19 protein-coding genes are annotated in these 15,386 nt (G+C 38.7%); 15 read left to right on the top strand and 4 right to left on the bottom strand.

From position 1 onward, the window contains the following. Positions 1-22: 22 nt before the first annotated feature. Positions 23-685 (bottom strand): TVP38/TMEM64 family protein, encoded by a 663-nt coding sequence (locus tag ACST14_RS08600; protein ID WP_459462607.1) that lies wholly within the window; start codon positions 683-685, stop codon positions 23-25. A 41-nt stretch (positions 686-726) separates the two neighbouring features. On the opposite strand from ACST14_RS08600, the gene hisH reads away from it, so the two are divergent. The 5 genes from hisH to ACST14_RS08575 are packed head-to-tail and all read left to right on the top strand — an operon-like array spanning position 727 to position 3,753. Continuing rightward, entirely contained in the window at positions 727-1,314 is a 588-nt protein-coding gene (gene hisH, locus ACST14_RS08595; RefSeq protein ID WP_459462605.1) for an imidazole glycerol phosphate synthase subunit HisH, read from the top strand. Between the two features lies 1 nt (position 1,315). Further along, positions 1,316-2,044, top strand: a complete 729-nt coding sequence (gene hisA / locus ACST14_RS08590) for a 1-(5-phosphoribosyl)-5-[(5-phosphoribosylamino)methylideneamino]imidazole-4-carboxamide isomerase (protein ID WP_459462603.1) — start codon at positions 1,316-1,318, stop codon at positions 2,042-2,044. Beyond that, positions 2,038-2,799, top strand: coding sequence for an imidazole glycerol phosphate synthase subunit HisF (gene hisF / locus ACST14_RS08585; protein ID WP_459462601.1), 762 nt, complete (start codon positions 2,038-2,040; stop codon positions 2,797-2,799). Before hisA ends, hisF begins: the two co-directional genes overlap by 7 nt. 7 nt (positions 2,800-2,806) lie before the next feature. Next, complete coding sequence (gene hisIE / locus ACST14_RS08580; protein ID WP_459462599.1) at positions 2,807-3,406, top strand: bifunctional phosphoribosyl-AMP cyclohydrolase/phosphoribosyl-ATP diphosphatase HisIE; 600 nt, start codon at positions 2,807-2,809, stop codon at positions 3,404-3,406. A gap of 8 nt (positions 3,407-3,414) precedes the next feature. Continuing rightward, positions 3,415-3,753, top strand: a complete 339-nt coding sequence (locus ACST14_RS08575; protein WP_459462597.1) for a phage holin family protein — start codon at positions 3,415-3,417, stop codon at positions 3,751-3,753. A 320-nt stretch (positions 3,754-4,073) separates the two neighbouring features. Here ACST14_RS08575 and ACST14_RS08570 read toward each other — a convergent pair whose 3' ends face one another. From ACST14_RS08570 to ACST14_RS08560, 3 genes are all read right to left on the bottom strand, one after another. Next, positions 4,074-4,493, bottom strand: a complete 420-nt coding sequence (locus ACST14_RS08570; protein WP_459462595.1) for a helix-turn-helix domain-containing protein — start codon at positions 4,491-4,493, stop codon at positions 4,074-4,076. Positions 4,494-4,568: 75 nt separating this feature from the next. After that, positions 4,569-4,865, bottom strand: a complete 297-nt coding sequence (locus ACST14_RS08565; protein WP_459462593.1) for a helix-turn-helix domain-containing protein — start codon at positions 4,863-4,865, stop codon at positions 4,569-4,571. Continuing rightward, positions 4,849-5,184 (bottom strand): type II toxin-antitoxin system RelE/ParE family toxin, encoded by a 336-nt coding sequence (locus tag ACST14_RS08560; protein ID WP_459462591.1) that lies wholly within the window; start codon positions 5,182-5,184, stop codon positions 4,849-4,851. Before ACST14_RS08560 ends, ACST14_RS08565 begins: the two co-directional genes overlap by 17 nt. A 296-nt stretch (positions 5,185-5,480) precedes the next feature. Between ACST14_RS08560 and ACST14_RS08555 the strand changes: the two genes are divergently transcribed. From ACST14_RS08555 to ACST14_RS08510, 10 genes are all read left to right on the top strand, one after another. After that, entirely contained in the window at positions 5,481-6,851 is a 1,371-nt protein-coding gene (locus ACST14_RS08555; protein ID WP_459462590.1) for an MFS transporter, read from the top strand. A gap of 244 nt (positions 6,852-7,095) precedes the next feature. Then, complete coding sequence (locus ACST14_RS08550) at positions 7,096-8,094, top strand: NAD-dependent 4,6-dehydratase LegB (protein WP_459462588.1); 999 nt, start codon at positions 7,096-7,098, stop codon at positions 8,092-8,094. Next, positions 8,087-9,229 (top strand): LegC family aminotransferase, encoded by a 1,143-nt coding sequence (locus ACST14_RS08545; RefSeq protein ID WP_459462585.1) that lies wholly within the window; start codon positions 8,087-8,089, stop codon positions 9,227-9,229. Before ACST14_RS08550 ends, ACST14_RS08545 begins: the two co-directional genes overlap by 8 nt. Beyond that, positions 9,219-9,842: an acetyltransferase gene (locus tag ACST14_RS08540; RefSeq protein ID WP_459462583.1), complete on the top strand. Its 624-nt coding sequence runs from the start codon at positions 9,219-9,221 to the stop codon at positions 9,840-9,842. The genes ACST14_RS08545 and ACST14_RS08540 overlap by 11 nt, the downstream gene beginning before the upstream one ends. 2 nt (positions 9,843-9,844) lie before the next feature. Continuing rightward, a complete protein-coding gene (gene neuB / locus ACST14_RS08535; protein ID WP_459462581.1) occupies positions 9,845-10,861 on the top strand; it encodes an N-acetylneuraminate synthase in 1,017 nt (338 codons plus the stop codon). Beyond that, positions 10,858-11,970: a UDP-N-acetylglucosamine 2-epimerase gene (gene neuC, locus ACST14_RS08530; protein WP_459462579.1), complete on the top strand. Its 1,113-nt coding sequence runs from the start codon at positions 10,858-10,860 to the stop codon at positions 11,968-11,970. Before neuB ends, neuC begins: the two co-directional genes overlap by 4 nt. Beyond that, a complete protein-coding gene (locus tag ACST14_RS08525) occupies positions 11,957-13,003 on the top strand; it encodes a nucleotidyltransferase family protein (RefSeq protein ID WP_459462577.1) in 1,047 nt (348 codons plus the stop codon). The genes neuC and ACST14_RS08525 overlap by 14 nt, the downstream gene beginning before the upstream one ends. 2 nt (positions 13,004-13,005) lie before the next feature. Next, the gene (locus tag ACST14_RS08520) at positions 13,006-13,728 is read left to right on the top strand and encodes an acylneuraminate cytidylyltransferase family protein (protein ID WP_459462575.1); all 723 of its coding nucleotides are present in this window, start codon (positions 13,006-13,008) and stop codon (positions 13,726-13,728) included. Beyond that, positions 13,725-14,648: a Gfo/Idh/MocA family protein gene (locus ACST14_RS08515; RefSeq protein WP_459462573.1), complete on the top strand. Its 924-nt coding sequence runs from the start codon at positions 13,725-13,727 to the stop codon at positions 14,646-14,648. The genes ACST14_RS08520 and ACST14_RS08515 overlap by 4 nt, the downstream gene beginning before the upstream one ends. Beyond that, entirely contained in the window at positions 14,641-15,381 is a 741-nt protein-coding gene (locus tag ACST14_RS08510; RefSeq protein WP_459462572.1) for an SDR family oxidoreductase, read from the top strand. The genes ACST14_RS08515 and ACST14_RS08510 overlap by 8 nt, the downstream gene beginning before the upstream one ends. Positions 15,382-15,386 lie beyond the last annotated feature (5 nt).

Raw genomic sequence — 15,386 nt, 5'->3', positions numbered from 1 at the left:
CCATTAAAGACCCCAGAAGCACTTATCGCAAAGAACGGCGCCCTAAAACATACATCCCCACAGCGGAAACAAGCAAAAGCAGCACAGAAACCACATCTTGCCAGCGCAATAACTCAGGGCGGGCAAATAACAGCCCCCACGAAGACGCTGAAATCCCAGTAAAGACCGCCAAAAATGTCCGCGGGAGCATCCCCAAAGTTCCAGCCGTTATAAACCACCGAAAGGGCACACCCACGAAGGCCATGATTGCGTTTGTGATCGCAAAGGGGAAAATAGGAGAAAGCCGCGCGAGGAATACCCACGAAAAGGAGGATGACCGCACGTTCGCTAGGAAGCTAGAAGGAACGCGCGACAGCAGAGCTGTCGCGCCGAATTGTTTGGCGAGAAAATAACCCAAAGCCGAAGCCGCCGAATAAGCCAAAATCAAAGGCAACAACCCCGAAAAGCCATACACATAGCCTGTAAACAAAGCAAAAAACGTGGTGGGACACAGGGCCAGACCCATAATCAAGGCAGCACAGATCCAAAAAACCACCGACGAAAGTAAAGAAAACGACGTAAAAAACGCAGGATTAGAAAGCGCAAAGTAGCCCAAAAAGCCAGACGCCAAAAGTGGTAAAAGCCCCATCCAAACAAGGTAAAGCGATTCGTAAACGAGTTTTTTGTTCATAAAAGGGCCCCGCAAAGGAGGCGATTATTCCCCAAAGTTAATACCTTTGTACGCTTATGGAAATTGCAATCATAAAATACAATGCGGGAAATGTGGCGTCGGTGATGTACGCGTTGGACCGTATTGGGCAAAAGTACCAGTGGACGGATGACGAAGAGCAGATTAAAAATGCGGACAAAGTGATTTTTCCGGGGGTGGGTGAGGCGAGTACGGCGATGGCCTATTTGAAAGAAAAGGGCCTAGACACCTTGATAAAAGGATTAAAGCAGCCTGTTTTGGCTACGTGTATCGGCATGCAATTGTTATGCAAACATTCAGAAGAAGGTAATACGGATTGCATCGGGGTGTTTGATGTAGAGGTGAAGAAATTCGTAAGCAAAGACTTGAAAATTCCGCATGTAGGGTGGAATTCTATCACTGCAAAAGGAGAAAACCCCTTAATGAAAGGACTGAAAGAGGACGAATTCGTCTATTTTGTACACTCGTTTTATGCGCCCGTAATTGCGTATACGACTGCGGTTTGTGAGTATGTGCAGCCGTTTTCGGCGATGTTACACAAGGATAATTTTTATGCCGCGCAGTTTCACGCGGAGATCAGCGGCAAGGCTGGCGAACAAATTTTGAAAAATTTCTTAGCACTCTAATATGTTTCAATTAATTCCGGCGATCGATCTGATAAATGGGCAATGCGTACGCTTGACTCAGGGGGATTATTGCCAAAAAAAGGTCTATTCCGAGGATCCTTTGGAGATTGCCAAAGCCTTCGAAGGGGCTGGAATTCAGCGTTTGCACTTGGTGGATTTGGATGGGGCGAAGGCAAAAAAGATTGTGAATGCAGATGTATTAGAGCGAATCGCATCGAACACAAAACTGCACATTGATTTTGGTGGAGGAGTTCAGTCCGACGAAATGATTGATATGGCTTTTTCTGCGGGTGCGGCGCAGATTACCGCCGGCAGTATTGCCGTGCGTAATCCTGCGCTGGTCTGCGAATGGTTGCAGAAGTATGGGGCGGAGAAGATTATTTTAGGCGCGGATGCCCAAAACGAAATGATCGCCGTGTCTGGCTGGCAAGAGAATTCGAATATCTCGATATTTGACTTTTTGGAGGATTATACGGCGAAAGGGACGAAATATGTGATTTCGACGGATGTCGCCAAAGACGGATTATTACAAGGTCCCAGCTTCGATTTATACGAAAAGATTCAGGCCTCAAGTCCATCGCTGAGCGTGATTGCGAGTGGTGGGGTGGCTTGTTTGGAGGATTTGGAAAAGCTGCGGGAGATGAATTTGTTTGGGGTGATTGTGGGGAAAGCGTTTTATGAGGGTCGAATTAGCTTAGCTGATTTGGCCAAATTTTCAGCATCATGTTAACCAAGCGAATCATACCTTGTCTCGATATTAAAGAAGGGCGGACCGTGAAAGGGACGAACTTTGTGGACCTGCGCGATGCCGGCGATCCGGTGGAGTTGGGGGCCCTTTATGCCCAGCAGGGGGCGGATGAGCTGGTTTTCTTAGATATAACGGCGACGGTTGATGACCGGAAGACTTTGGTGAATTTAGTCCGCGAAGTCGCGCGGCACGTGAATATTCCCTTTACCGTGGGAGGTGGAATATCGTCCATAGCTGACGTATCGGCGTTGTTGAACGCCGGCGCGGACAAAGTGTCCATCAATTCGTCTGCGGTGCGCCGGCCAGGGCTGGTGGATGAATTGGCTTTGGCTTTTGGCTCCCAATGCATCATCGTCGCGATCGACACACGCTTTGAACCCGCCGCGGGCCTGGACTTCGTCCACACCCACGGCGGCCGTCGAATAACAGAACTAAAAACCCTCGAATGGGCCCGCGAAGTTGAAAACCGCGGTGCTGGAGAAATATTATTAACCTCGATGGACGCCGACGGAACGAAAGCAGGTTTTGCCTGTGATTTGACTGCGAAAGTCTCCTCAGCCGCCTCCATCCCCATTATTGCCTCTGGTGGAGCAGGAACGATGGCCCATTTTACCGAAGTATTTACCAGCGGTAAAGCCGACGCCGGTTTAGCCGCGAGTATATTTCACTTTAAAGAAATTGAAATTTTGGCATTGAAGAATTACCTTGCAACTCAAGGCATCCCGATGCGCATTTAATAGAAATATGTCAAAGCAACCCGATTTTTCCAAAGGCCTCGTGCCTGCCATCATCCAAGATGCGTCCACGCGCACGGTTCTCATGTTAGGCTACATGAATGAAGAGGCGTATGCGAAGACAGTATCTGAGCAGCGCGTGACGTTTTTTAGCCGGTCGAAGAACCGTCTTTGGACCAAAGGCGAAGAATCAGGCAATTTTCTAGACGTCATCAGCCTTTCCATCGATTGCGACGCAGACACCATTTTAGTTCAGGCCAAACCAGCCGGCCCCACCTGCCACACCGGCTCAGATACCTGTTTCGATGACTCAAACGCAGACAACGCAGCTTGGTTAGATCAATTAAAACACGTTATAAGAAGTCGCAAAACCGCATCCGCATCGTCGTCTTACACGGCCTCTCTATTTCAATTAGGCACCCACAAGATTGCCCAAAAAGTAGGCGAAGAAGCCGTCGAGCTCGTTATCGAAGCTTTAATGCAAAACGATGATCTTTTCAAAGGCGAAGCGGCGGACTTAATTTTCCACTTATTAGTCTTATTAGAAGATCGCGGCATCGATTTAAACGAAATCATTGCGGTTCTTCAATCTCGTCACGCATCTAAATAATATATACTATGATCGGTTTCATCATTCGTTACATCATTATTGCCGGGGTCGTGTTAGTTATCCCGCGCTATTTAAAGGGAATAACAGTAGACGGTTATACGACTGCACTTTTAGTCGCTTTAGCGATGGGTTTTGTGAATTCTTTCATTAAGCCTGTGTTGAAGATCATTAGCTTCCCTATTACGTTTTTGACTTTAGGCTTGTTCTCCTTAGTAATCTCGGTGGGCCTAGTTTATTTAGTGGCTGCTTATGTGCCTGGCTTTACCGTTTCAGGCATTGTGGCTCCGTTGATTTTTAGTTTTATTGTATCGCTTTCCACTTCTTTAGTGGGTTTATTCACGAAATAAGGCTCTGGGGCTAGTTTTTGTGATATTTTGGCGCCGCGTGTAGCTGGCTTTTTCAGGTATTGACACATTCTGTCAATATGCAGAAATCGCTCAAATACTTTTCGTAGATTTCATCTATTTCGCAAATCATTCAGAAACTTCCTCGAGTCAAAAATTAGATTTTTGGTCGAAACGGGGGCGACGATGACTGATTCGCAATAGATTTCGTGCTCTTTTTCGGTGATTGTGATGGTCACTTTGGTGAATTTATAAGGTCCCATGTGGCCGTTGTAGAAAAGAAGGGGTTCTTTTGGTCTGAAGAAATTCATAGTTTTATTTGTTTAGTGGTTGATTACGCCGTGGCGGCGGTATTGAAAGCGTATTAGGTTTACAACCTGGGTGGGATCGTAGGTGAGGGGCGATTGGATGTGTAGTTTTCGGATTAGTTTATGTTCCAGGCCGGTTTTTCGGCCGATGAGGTAGGCGTCTAGGTCTTTGGAACAAAAGGGCAAAGCTTCTAAAGCTAGTAATTCGTATCCTGCGATGGAACGTTTAATGCGTTCTCGCATCCAGAAAACGCATAGTTCGCGCGGGTTTACGTCGTGGTAATGGGCAAAAATGATGACGAGGTCAAGATCTGGAATGCGACTGCCATTTTCATATTTACTGAGAAGTCCGGCATCGATCCCGAGATCCTGGGCCATCACGTGCAGCGGAACGGCACGGATGAGCTTCAGGTATCTAGAGAAGTGGTTAAACATATTGATTAGTGGTTTGGTGTTCCAAATGTATTCCCTCCATCCCCCCTAACCTAACAGCTTATTGATAATCTAAAATCAGAGTTCGATATTTATTTCTAATCGCCCACCGAGGCCTAATTCAACGATTTTTTGCAAGGTTGAAATTCTGATTTCTTTCAAATTGTTCTCCACTTTTGAGATGTATCCTTTATTGGTGCCACATTTTTCTGCTAATTCTTCTTGCGTTAGGCCTCGTTCTAGACGTGCTTTTTGGATTAGATATCCAATTTTAAAGGCTTCGTATCCTTTGTCAAACTCTTTCCTGGAGAAGGAACCTTCCTTTCCATAATTTTCGTCAATAAATTCTTCTAGTGTTTTATTTTTCGGTTTCATATGTATACTTGATTTTAAGAGCTCTCTCGATTTCAACTCTTGGTGTTTTTTGTGATTTTTTAGTAAATCCATTAATTAGGACAATGGAATTGTCCGTGTCAAAAAAACAGAACATCCTACAAATTATGCCAGAATACTCAGTTCGGATTTCGTAAAGCCCCTTTTCCCCCGTAATGTGCTTAAAGAAATCAATGGGTATTTGCTCTTGCTCTTGGATGATTTTCAAAGTCCAGGCGATTTTATCTCTTACCTTAGGTCTTTGTTTATCAAAATAGTTTTTAAAGTAATCCCCGTGGAATACTAATTGGCGATGCTTCATCGGTCTTGTGTTATAAAGGTATCCATAGTTATCCGAACGGACAACTAATATTGCTGATATAAATGTAGAAAGTCCATTTAGTGGATGCTAACAGGTTATTGATAATCTACGCGCTGTGCTGTATAAGCGATTTTCAGGTATTGACACATCTTGTCATTACCTCAAAAAGCCATTTATATAAATGCGACGAAATACAACATAAATCATCAATAGAGGACGCATTGTAAGAATGTCCAAAAGAACGGTTAGGGAATGTGATATTTTCTGTATTTTTAGAAAGAAATTGAGAATACTATATGCAAGAGGTGGATACTAATTTTGATAATAATAAGGTGCCGGTTAAGAAGTTGTGGCAGGTGATTATGGCGTCGAGTGTGGGGACGGTGATTGAGTGGTATGACTTTTATATTTTTGGGAGTTTGAGTGCGATTATTTCGCTTAGCTTTTTTCCCAAAGAGGATCCGACGGCGGCGTTTATTTCGACGCTGGCGGCTTTTGGGGCGGGGTTTGTGGCGAGGCCTTTTGGGGGGATTATTTTTGGGAGGTTGGGGGATTTGATAGGGAGGAAGTATACGTTTTTGTTGACTTTGATGCTGATGGGTGGGTCGACGTTTGCGATTGCGTTTATACCGAGTTATGAGAAGATTGGGTTGGTGGCTCCAGCAATTCTTTTGGCATTAAGAATCATACAGGGATTAGCCTTAGGGGGCGAATATGGGGGCGCCGCCACCTACGTCGCGGAATATGCACCGGACGCAGAACGCGGAAAGTACACGTCCTACATCCAAACCACCGCCACTCTCGGATTCTTCGTCTCCATCTTAGTCATTTTAGTGACGCAGCAGGTAATGGGCGATTCGGCCTTCAAAGACTGGGGCTGGCGCGTGCCCTTCGCCCTATCCGGCATCCTCGTCGTAGTCTCCTATTTCATCCGCCGAAACATGGACGAGTCGCCACTCTTCTCCAAACTCAAAGCCGAAGGGCGACTCTCCGAAAACCCCTTAAAAGAAGCTTTCGCGAGCAAGGCAAACCGCCGCTTAATGCTTATCGCGATGTTCGGTGCTATCGTAGGCCAAGGCGTAGTCTGGCACACAGGCCAGTTTTATGCCCAAATTTTCATTAACAAGATCCTGCAGGTCGATTTCATTACCACAAATCTCATTATCGCCGCAAGCTTAGTGGTGGGGACGCCTCTCTTCGTCTATTTCGGCAGCTTGTCCGACCGCGTGGGTCGCAAGAAAGTGATGCTGGGCGGGATGGCCCTCGCTGCGCTCGGGTACTACCCTCTATTCTCTTGGATGGCGAACATCGTCGCTCAAGAGGGCACTTTAATCAACGGCTCCATCTTCCTAACGTGGACGGGTAAGCTCGAATTAGCCTTCATTTGCAGCTTATTGGTGAGTTTCGCGGCGATGGCCTACGGCCCGATCGCCGCCTTCCTAGTCGAACTTTTTCCCACCAAAATCCGCTACACCTCCCTTTCCATCCCGTATCACTTTGCTAATGGGGTGTTCGGCGGCTGTGCCCCTTTCGTGGCCACCTGGCTGGGTTCAATCACTCACTCGAATTTCGCTGGATTGTTCTATCCCATCGCCCTAGCGGCTTTAACGGTCATCGTGGGCATGATTTATTTGCCAGAAACGAAAGGAAAAGCACTCAGCGACTGAAATTGAACTATTACAATAATTCGGTGGACATATTTTAAAATATTCCCATAAAATAAATATGCTTTGGCGCTAAACCAAAATGGGGGTATATTTGTTTCTGAATTTCGTTTTTCTGAGAGCCTTTTTTGTGTGACTCAGGATGGCGAAGCCGTGGATAGTGATAAGGCTTACAAAACTTTATTAAATTAAAGCATTTTCATAATCTAGATTCTTATTACAACTTTAATCTAAGTCAATATTCAAAATGACGTTGAAGCAAAAAAAAGTATTAATTACCGGAGCAGATGGATTCATTGGATCTCATTTAACGGAAGCGTTAGTTAATCAAGGGTATGATGTCCGTGCATTTGTATATTACAACTCATTTAATTCATATGGTTGGTTAGATTCAATTTCTGCTGAAACGAAAAGTAAGATTGAGTTTTTTGCAGGAGACATCCGTGACCCGAATGGTGTAAGAGAAGCAATGAAAGGAGTGGATATTGTATTTCATTTAGCGGCATTGATTGCAATACCTTTTAGTTACCATTCACCAGATTCATACATTGATACAAATGTCAAGGGTACCTTAAATATAATTCAAGCGGCAAGAGATAATCAAGTAAGTCGTATTCTAGTTACGTCTACTTCAGAGGTGTATGGAACTGCCCAATTTGTTCCTATTACAGAGTTACATCCAAAGCAACCTCAGTCACCCTATTCTGCATCTAAAATTGGTGCGGATGCCATTGCTGATTCATTCTATAGATCATTTGATTTGCCATTAACAATTGTTAGGCCATTTAACACTTTTGGCCCTAGGCAATCAGCAAGAGCTGTTATCCCTACCATCATTTCTCAGTTATTAAATGGTGCTGAAGAGATAAAGCTTGGTGATATAACGCCTACTAGAGACTTGCTTTTTGTGAAAGATACCGTAAATGGATTTTTGAAAATTGCAGAATGTGATAAGCTAATTGGGCACGAAGTTAACATCGCCACGCAATCAGAAATTACGGTATGTGAATTAGCGCAGTCATTAATAAATCAAATAAATCCCAATGCTAAGATTGTTTCTGATTCAATCAGGCTAAGACCTGAAAAATCCGAAGTATTTAGGTTGTTTGGATCAAATGAGAAGTTGAAATCTTTCACCGACTGGAAACAAAATTATAGTCTTGATGAAGGCTTAGCTGAAACAGTTGAATGGTTCTCTAAGAAGGAAAATTTACAACAATATAAATCTGACATTTATAATGTCTAACTACTCTGATGTAATTGGTTTCATCAAAAACCAGTTTGATAATAAAGCATTCATTCCATTACACAAACCTCGCTTTTGGGGGAACGAGAAGAAGTATGTGGCAGACACAATAGACTCTACTTTTGTTTCTTCAGTGGGAGCATATGTTGATAAGTTCGAGTTAATGATGTCTTCTATTTCTGGGACAAATAAATCAATAGCCGTAGTTAATGGAACCTCAGCTTTACAAGTCGCCTTAAGACTAGCTGGTGTTAATGCGGGAGACGAAGTTATTACTCAAGCCCTAACGTTTATTGCTACGATTAATGCGATTATTTATAATGGAGCCTCTCCTATCTTTATTGATGTTGATATAGACACCATGGGGCTCTCTCCTGATGCTGTGGATGCTTTTTTAGAAGAGTTTGGGGAGATGCGAGAAGGAATCTGCTACAATAAGAAAACGAATAAAAAAATTGCCGCGTGTATGCCCATGCATACGTTTGGGTTTCCAGTGCACTTAGATGAATTATCAAAAGTGTGCAACAAATGGAATATACCTCTCGTGGAAGATGCTGCTGAAGCTATTGGAAGTGAATATCATGCGAAACCCATTGGTAGTTTTGGTAAATTAGGCGTATTTTCTTTCAATGGGAATAAGATCGTAACGAGTGGTGGTGGTGGTGCTATTGTAACTAATGATGTTGAATTGGGAATTAAAGCAAAACATTTAACGACCACGGCAAAAGTTCCTCATCCCTATGAGTACGTTCATGATGAGATTGGGTACAATTTCAGAATGCCAAATTTAAATGCTGCTTTAGCCTGTGCACAATTAGAGCAGCTCCCATCTTTTATTGATAATAAACGGACTCTCGCACAGGAGTATGATTCTTTTTTTAATTCTAAAGGAATCAACTTCCGAACTGAATTACCTCATACCAAGGCAAATTATTGGCTCATGTGTGTAGAGTTAGAAAATAAATTGGAAAGAGAGTTATTTTTAAAAGAGACTAATGAAAATGGCGTAATGACAAGGCCTATTTGGCAATTGATTTTTAAATCTCCTTTGTATGCCGGATTTCAAAAAGACGAGCAGATAAATGCCATGTATTTAGAAGATAGAATCGTTAATATACCTAGTAGTGTCAGATAAGAAAATTATATTAGTTGGTTATTCTGGCCATGGTTTAGTAGTTGCTGACACAGCTTTAGAAAATAATTTGAATGTAATTGGGTATACGGAAAAATCTGTAAATAAAGTAAACCCATTTAAGCTAGAATATTTAGGAGATGAATCTAGTTCAAATTTTAAAGGATGGGATTTAGATGTTGCCTTTATTTTGGGAATTGGAGACAATATACTTCGAGAAAAAATTTATAAACATATTCTTAAGAACGGCAAAAAAGTAATTTCATTGATAAATTCAACGTCATCTATATCAAGTTTTGCAGCGATAGGAGATGGAGTTTTTATTAATAGAAATGTCTCTATTAATGCTTTCACGAAAATTGGAAGTAATGTAATACTAAATACAGGATGCATAATTGAACATGAATGTATGATTGGAGATAACGTCCACATAGCACCTGGTGCAGTATTAGCAGGTAACGTCAAGGTTGGTTCTGGTTCCTTTATTGGCGCAAATTCAGTTATCAAACAAGGAGTAGAAATAGGTAAAAATGTCATTGTAGGCGCAGGTACTGTTGTATTAAATGATATTTCAGATGGGAAAAAAATAGTAGGAAATCCCCATCGATTTATATAATTATGAATAAGGTAATCATTATAGCAGAGGCTGGAGTAAATCACAACGGAAACATTGAATTGGCAAAAAGGCTTATTGATGTTGCTGTAGAGGCTGGTGTTGATTATGTTAAGTTTCAAACATTTAGGTCTGAAAGTTTAGTCTCAAAATTTGCAAAAAAAGCTACCTATCAAATTGAAAACACACAAGACGAAGTTGAAAGTCAATTGCAGATGTTAAAAAAATTGGAGTTGTCAAATTCTCAACATTTTGAATTAGTACAATATTGTAATAATAAAAATATCTCCTTTTTTTCTACTGCTTTCGATTTAGAGTCCTTAAGTTTTTTAAAAGAGTTGGGTCTAAATATTGTTAAAATCCCATCAGGAGAAATCACAAATTTACCATATTTACGTAAAGCGGCCGCGTTATTCAAAGAAGTCATTATTTCTACAGGTATGTCATCAATGGTAGAAATTGAAGAAGCTCTTGATGTATTTCTTCAAGCGGGGATCAAAAAAAACGATATCACGATTTTACATTGTAATACTGAATACCCTACACCCATGTCAGATGTCAATTTGAATGCTATGTTGGCTATTCAAAAAATGTTTGGTGTTAAAGTGGGATATTCAGACCATACCATGGGAATAGAAATCCCTATTGCGGCCGTTGCAATGGGTGGCACCATGATTGAAAAACATTTTACATTAGACAGAAGCTTGCCTGGCCCCGATCAATTAGCTTCTCTTGAGCCTGATGAACTAAAGAATATGGTTAATTCAATTCGGAACATTGAGAAGGCTATCGGTGGAACAGGTATAAAAGAACCAAGTGAGTCTGAAACTAAAAATATTTCCATTGCCCGCAAAAGTATAGTAGCAAAGACCTCAATTCAAAAAGGTGACATGTTTACAGAATTTAATATCACTACAAAAAGACCAGGAATGGGTGTTTCACCGATGAAGTGGGATGAAGTTATTGGAAAAGTAGCTTGTCAAGATTTCGATGAAGACGAGTTAATTAAGTTAGAATTATGAGAATTGGAGTTTTAACTAGTTCAAGAGCTGATTATGGAATTTATTTGCCATTGCTTTTAAAGCTTAAAGCTGATCCATTTTTTGAATTAGAGATAATTGCTTTTGGAACACACCTATCTAAATTTCATGGATTTACAATTAATGAAATTAAACAAAACGGATATAATGTTATTCACAAAATCTCCTCTCTATTATCAAATGATGATGAGCAATCAATTGCAACTTCATATGGATTAACTGCAATCAAATTTGCAGATTTTTGGCAGTCGAATAAATACGATTTAGTTTTTTGCCTAGGTGATCGATTTGAGATGAGCGCTGCTGTCCAAGCAGGTATTCCATTTGGTGTTAAATTCGCACATATTCACGGAGGAGAAACAACTTTAGGCGCAATTGATAATATTTATCGACATCAAATAACCATTGCTTCTATCTTACATTTTACTGCAGCAGCTTCATTTTCTGAAAAAATTACAGAACTAACTGGTAGTAGTAATGGAGTACATACAGTAGGGTCCTTAAGCTTAGATGGGATTGGAAGTTTTAAACCTATTGAAAAATCACTTTTTTACGATCGATTTAAAATACCAAACCAAGAATTTGCACTAGTAACTTTTCACCCTGAGACTATTGCTACGCAATTAAATAAGGAATATGCACTTGAAATGAGATTAGCTCTTTCTCAAATTGCTGAAAAGCTATTTTTAGTTATAACAATGCCCAATGCTGATACGATGGGTTCAGTATATAGAAAAGAAATAGCAAAATTAAAAGAGGAATTCTTTGAGAGTATATTGTGTATAGAAAATTTTGGAAAGGAAAATTATTTTAGTGCCATGTACTATTCGAAATTGCTTATTGGTAATACTTCTAGTGGCATAATTGAGGCGGCCTCTTTTGGTAAATATGTTGTGAATGTTGGTGAAAGGCAAAAAGGACGTTTGCAAAGTGAGAATGTCATAAATGCCTCATTCAATCATCAAAATATAGTTGAAGCAGTTGACAAAGCGCTAGTTAACAAAACATTTATTGGTATAAATAATTACTATAATAAACATTCAGCAGATTTAATTATTGACCAGATCAAGCAATTCAATGAGATCCTATAAAGAACATTTAATCTTAAACGGGAGCACTATAAAACAGGCGCTCGGCGTACTTAATGATTTATCGCAAGATGCTATTTTATTTGTTGTTGATGATAATAGCAAATTAATTGGGTCATTAACAGATGGTGATGTTAGACGTGGATTATTGAACGATTTTACAGTAGAAAATAAAATTGAAGAAATTATCCAGCCGAATCCTAGATACATAAGAAAAGGAAATTATGATATTCAAAAAATTATAAAATACCGAGAAGAAGAATACAAAGTAATTCCTGTTTTAGACGATAACGATGTTGTCATTAATGTGATTAATTTTAGATATATAAAATCATATTTGCCAATTGATGCTGTGATTATGGCAGGAGGTAGAGGTCAGAGGTTACAACCATTAACTGATACTACGCCAAAACCATTATTAAAAATTGGGAATAAGCCTATAATGGAACACAATTTGAACCGGTTAGCCATGTATGGAATCGATGATTTTTGGGTGTCGGTAAAATATTTAGGCGAACAAATTGAAGGATATTTTGGATCAGGAAAACAAAAAAACATCAACATTGAATATGTTTGGGAAAATGAACCATTAGGAACTATTGGAGCTGTTGCTCAAATATCAAATTTCAAGCACGATTATGTGTTAGTTACGAATTCTGATCTACTAACAAATATTGATTACGAACAATTCTTTTTAGAATTTATTAAACAAGGTGCAGATTTGGCTGTATTGGCCATTCCATATCAGGTAGCCATACCTTATGCTGTGCTAGAAACCGAAAAAGGGGAGGTAAAAAGTTTCAAAGAAAAGCCTACCTATACTTATTATTCAAACGGTGGTATTTATTTGATGAAGAAAGAGATGACTCACTTGATTCCTCAAAGTAAATTTTATAATGCTACTGATTTAATGGAAGACTTGATTAAACAAAATAAAAAAATAATTTCATTTCCATTTTCAGGATATTGGCTAGATGTGGGTAAGCACGAAGATTTTGAAAAGGCGCAAGTAGATATACACAACTTAAAATTATAACTGTGAATATATTAATTACGATTTGTGCGAGAGGGGGTTCAAAAGGAATACCAGGGAAAAATATTAAGTTAATTTCAGGAAAGCCCTTAATTTCCTATACAATAGCACTAGCAAATAAATTAAAAACAAAATTGAGTGCTAAGATTGCTCTATCAACCGATGAAGATGAAATTAAAAGTGTAGCATTAAAATATGGTCTTTTTTCAGAATATAACAGACCCACGTTTTTATCTACTGATGTAGCTGGTAAAATAGATACAATTAAAGATTTACTTCTTTACGAAGAGACATTAGTTGATTATAAATATGATTTTGTTTTAGATTTAGATGTTACATCTCCATTGAGGACTTTAGAGGATGTAGAGTTAGCTTTAGACCTTTTTATTGCAAATAAGGAGGCTAAGAATTTATTTTCAGTAAATCAGGCAGCTAGAAATCCATATTTTAATATGGTTGAAAAAAATAGTGATGGTTTCTATACACTAGCTAAAACTAAGTCTGATGGAAGCGTGATGTCACGTCAATTAGCTCCGAAAGTATTTGAATTAAATGCCTCCTTTTATTGGTATAGAAGATCATTTTTTGATTTAGGAGAACAATCAGCAATAACTAATAGGTCATTAATTTATGAAATGAATCATATTTGTTTTGATTTAGATCATCCGGTAGATTTTTTATTCATGGAATATTTGTTGGATAATGATAAACTTGATTTCGAAATATGAACATTTTGATAATTGGACTTGGCTCCATTGCAAAAAAACATATTATTGCCCTAAGAGCTATAAATATTGATTTCAAAATTTATGCATTACGTTCCAATCAGAATGCTTTTAATGAAGATGGAATAGAAAACGTTTTTAATTTAGATGAAATTAGTGTGGTTTTTGATTTTGCAATAATTTCAAATCCAACGCACTTACATTATGAGTTTATAGAAAAATTAGCAAAAAAAGGTGTTGATTTATTTATCGAAAAGCCAGCAATTCATAGTTTAGATAATTATGAAAGATTGAATAATCTGGTTGAAGAAAATAAAATAAAAACTTATGTTGCTTGTAATTTGAGATTTCATCCTTGCATAAAATATTTAAGAAATATATTAAGTGAAAATAATTTAATCATTAATGAAGTAAATGTGTACTGTGGCTCCTACTTGCCAGATTGGCGTCCTGGAGTAAATTTTAGAACAATTTATAGTTCAAATTCTTCTTTGGGTGGGGGAGTTCATTTGGATTTATTTCATGAATTAGATTATACCGTTTGGCTTTTTGGACACCCCATTGTTAGTAAATCCTTTTTAAGAAGCGCTTCGAGTCTTAATATTGATTCTATAGATTATGCAAATTACATTCTAGAATATAATAGATTTAATGCAAATATTATTTTAAATTATTTTCGTAGAAAGCCTAAAAGAGAGATAGAAATTGTTTTGGAAAATGAGTCTTGGACCATTGACTTAATAAAAAGTGAAATTAAAAATGATCAGGATGAAATCCTATTTAAAGATCCCACTTTTCATATAAAGGATACCTATTTTGATCAGCTTGAATATTTTATAAGTTATTTGAAAAGTGGTAGATCTCCTATGAATAGCTTATCAGAATCAATTGAAATTTTAAAAATTTGTTTAAAAAATGACTAATATTTTAACAGACAAAGTAATAATTGTCACTGGTGGTTCTGGATTGTTAGGCAGGGAAATTATAGTAAACTTAAAATCTAAAGGTGCTATTGCAATTAATGCAGATGTTAGTGTAGTTACAGATTTTGAAAAGCATACGCTCAACCTTGATGTTACCTCAGAACAATCTATTTTGAATGGAATTAAATTAGTAATTGATTTTTATGGTAAAATAAATGGATTAGTTAATAATGCTTATCCTAGAACAAAAGATTGGGGTACAAAATTTGAAGATATTAGTTATGATTCTTGGCAAAAAAATGTTGATATACAAATGAATTCGACCTTTTTGTGTATTCAAAAGTTTATACCTGAGTTGCTAGATACAAAAGGCTCAATTGTAAACATAACTTCAATTTATGGCGTTGTAGGAAACGATCTAACCATATATGAGAATACCAGTATAACAACTGCTGCTCCTTATTCAGCTATTAAGGGGGGAATTATTAATTTTACGAGGTATTTGGCTTCTTATTATGGAAGAAAAGGTATTAGGATCAATTGTGTCTCTCCAGGAGGTATTTTTGATAATCAACAGAAAAGCTTTGTATCTAATTATGAAAAAAAGGTTCCTATGGGGAGAATGGGGAATCCGGATGATATAGCCCCAGCAGTATCCTTTTTATTATCGGATGAAGCTAAATACATTACTGGTCAAAATTTAATAGTTGACGGCGGATGGACAGTTATTTAAAATTT

It is taken from the genome of Aquirufa sp. A-Brett2-15D (genome assembly GCF_054558735.1).
This window is presented reverse-complemented; position numbering and strand designations above follow the sequence as displayed.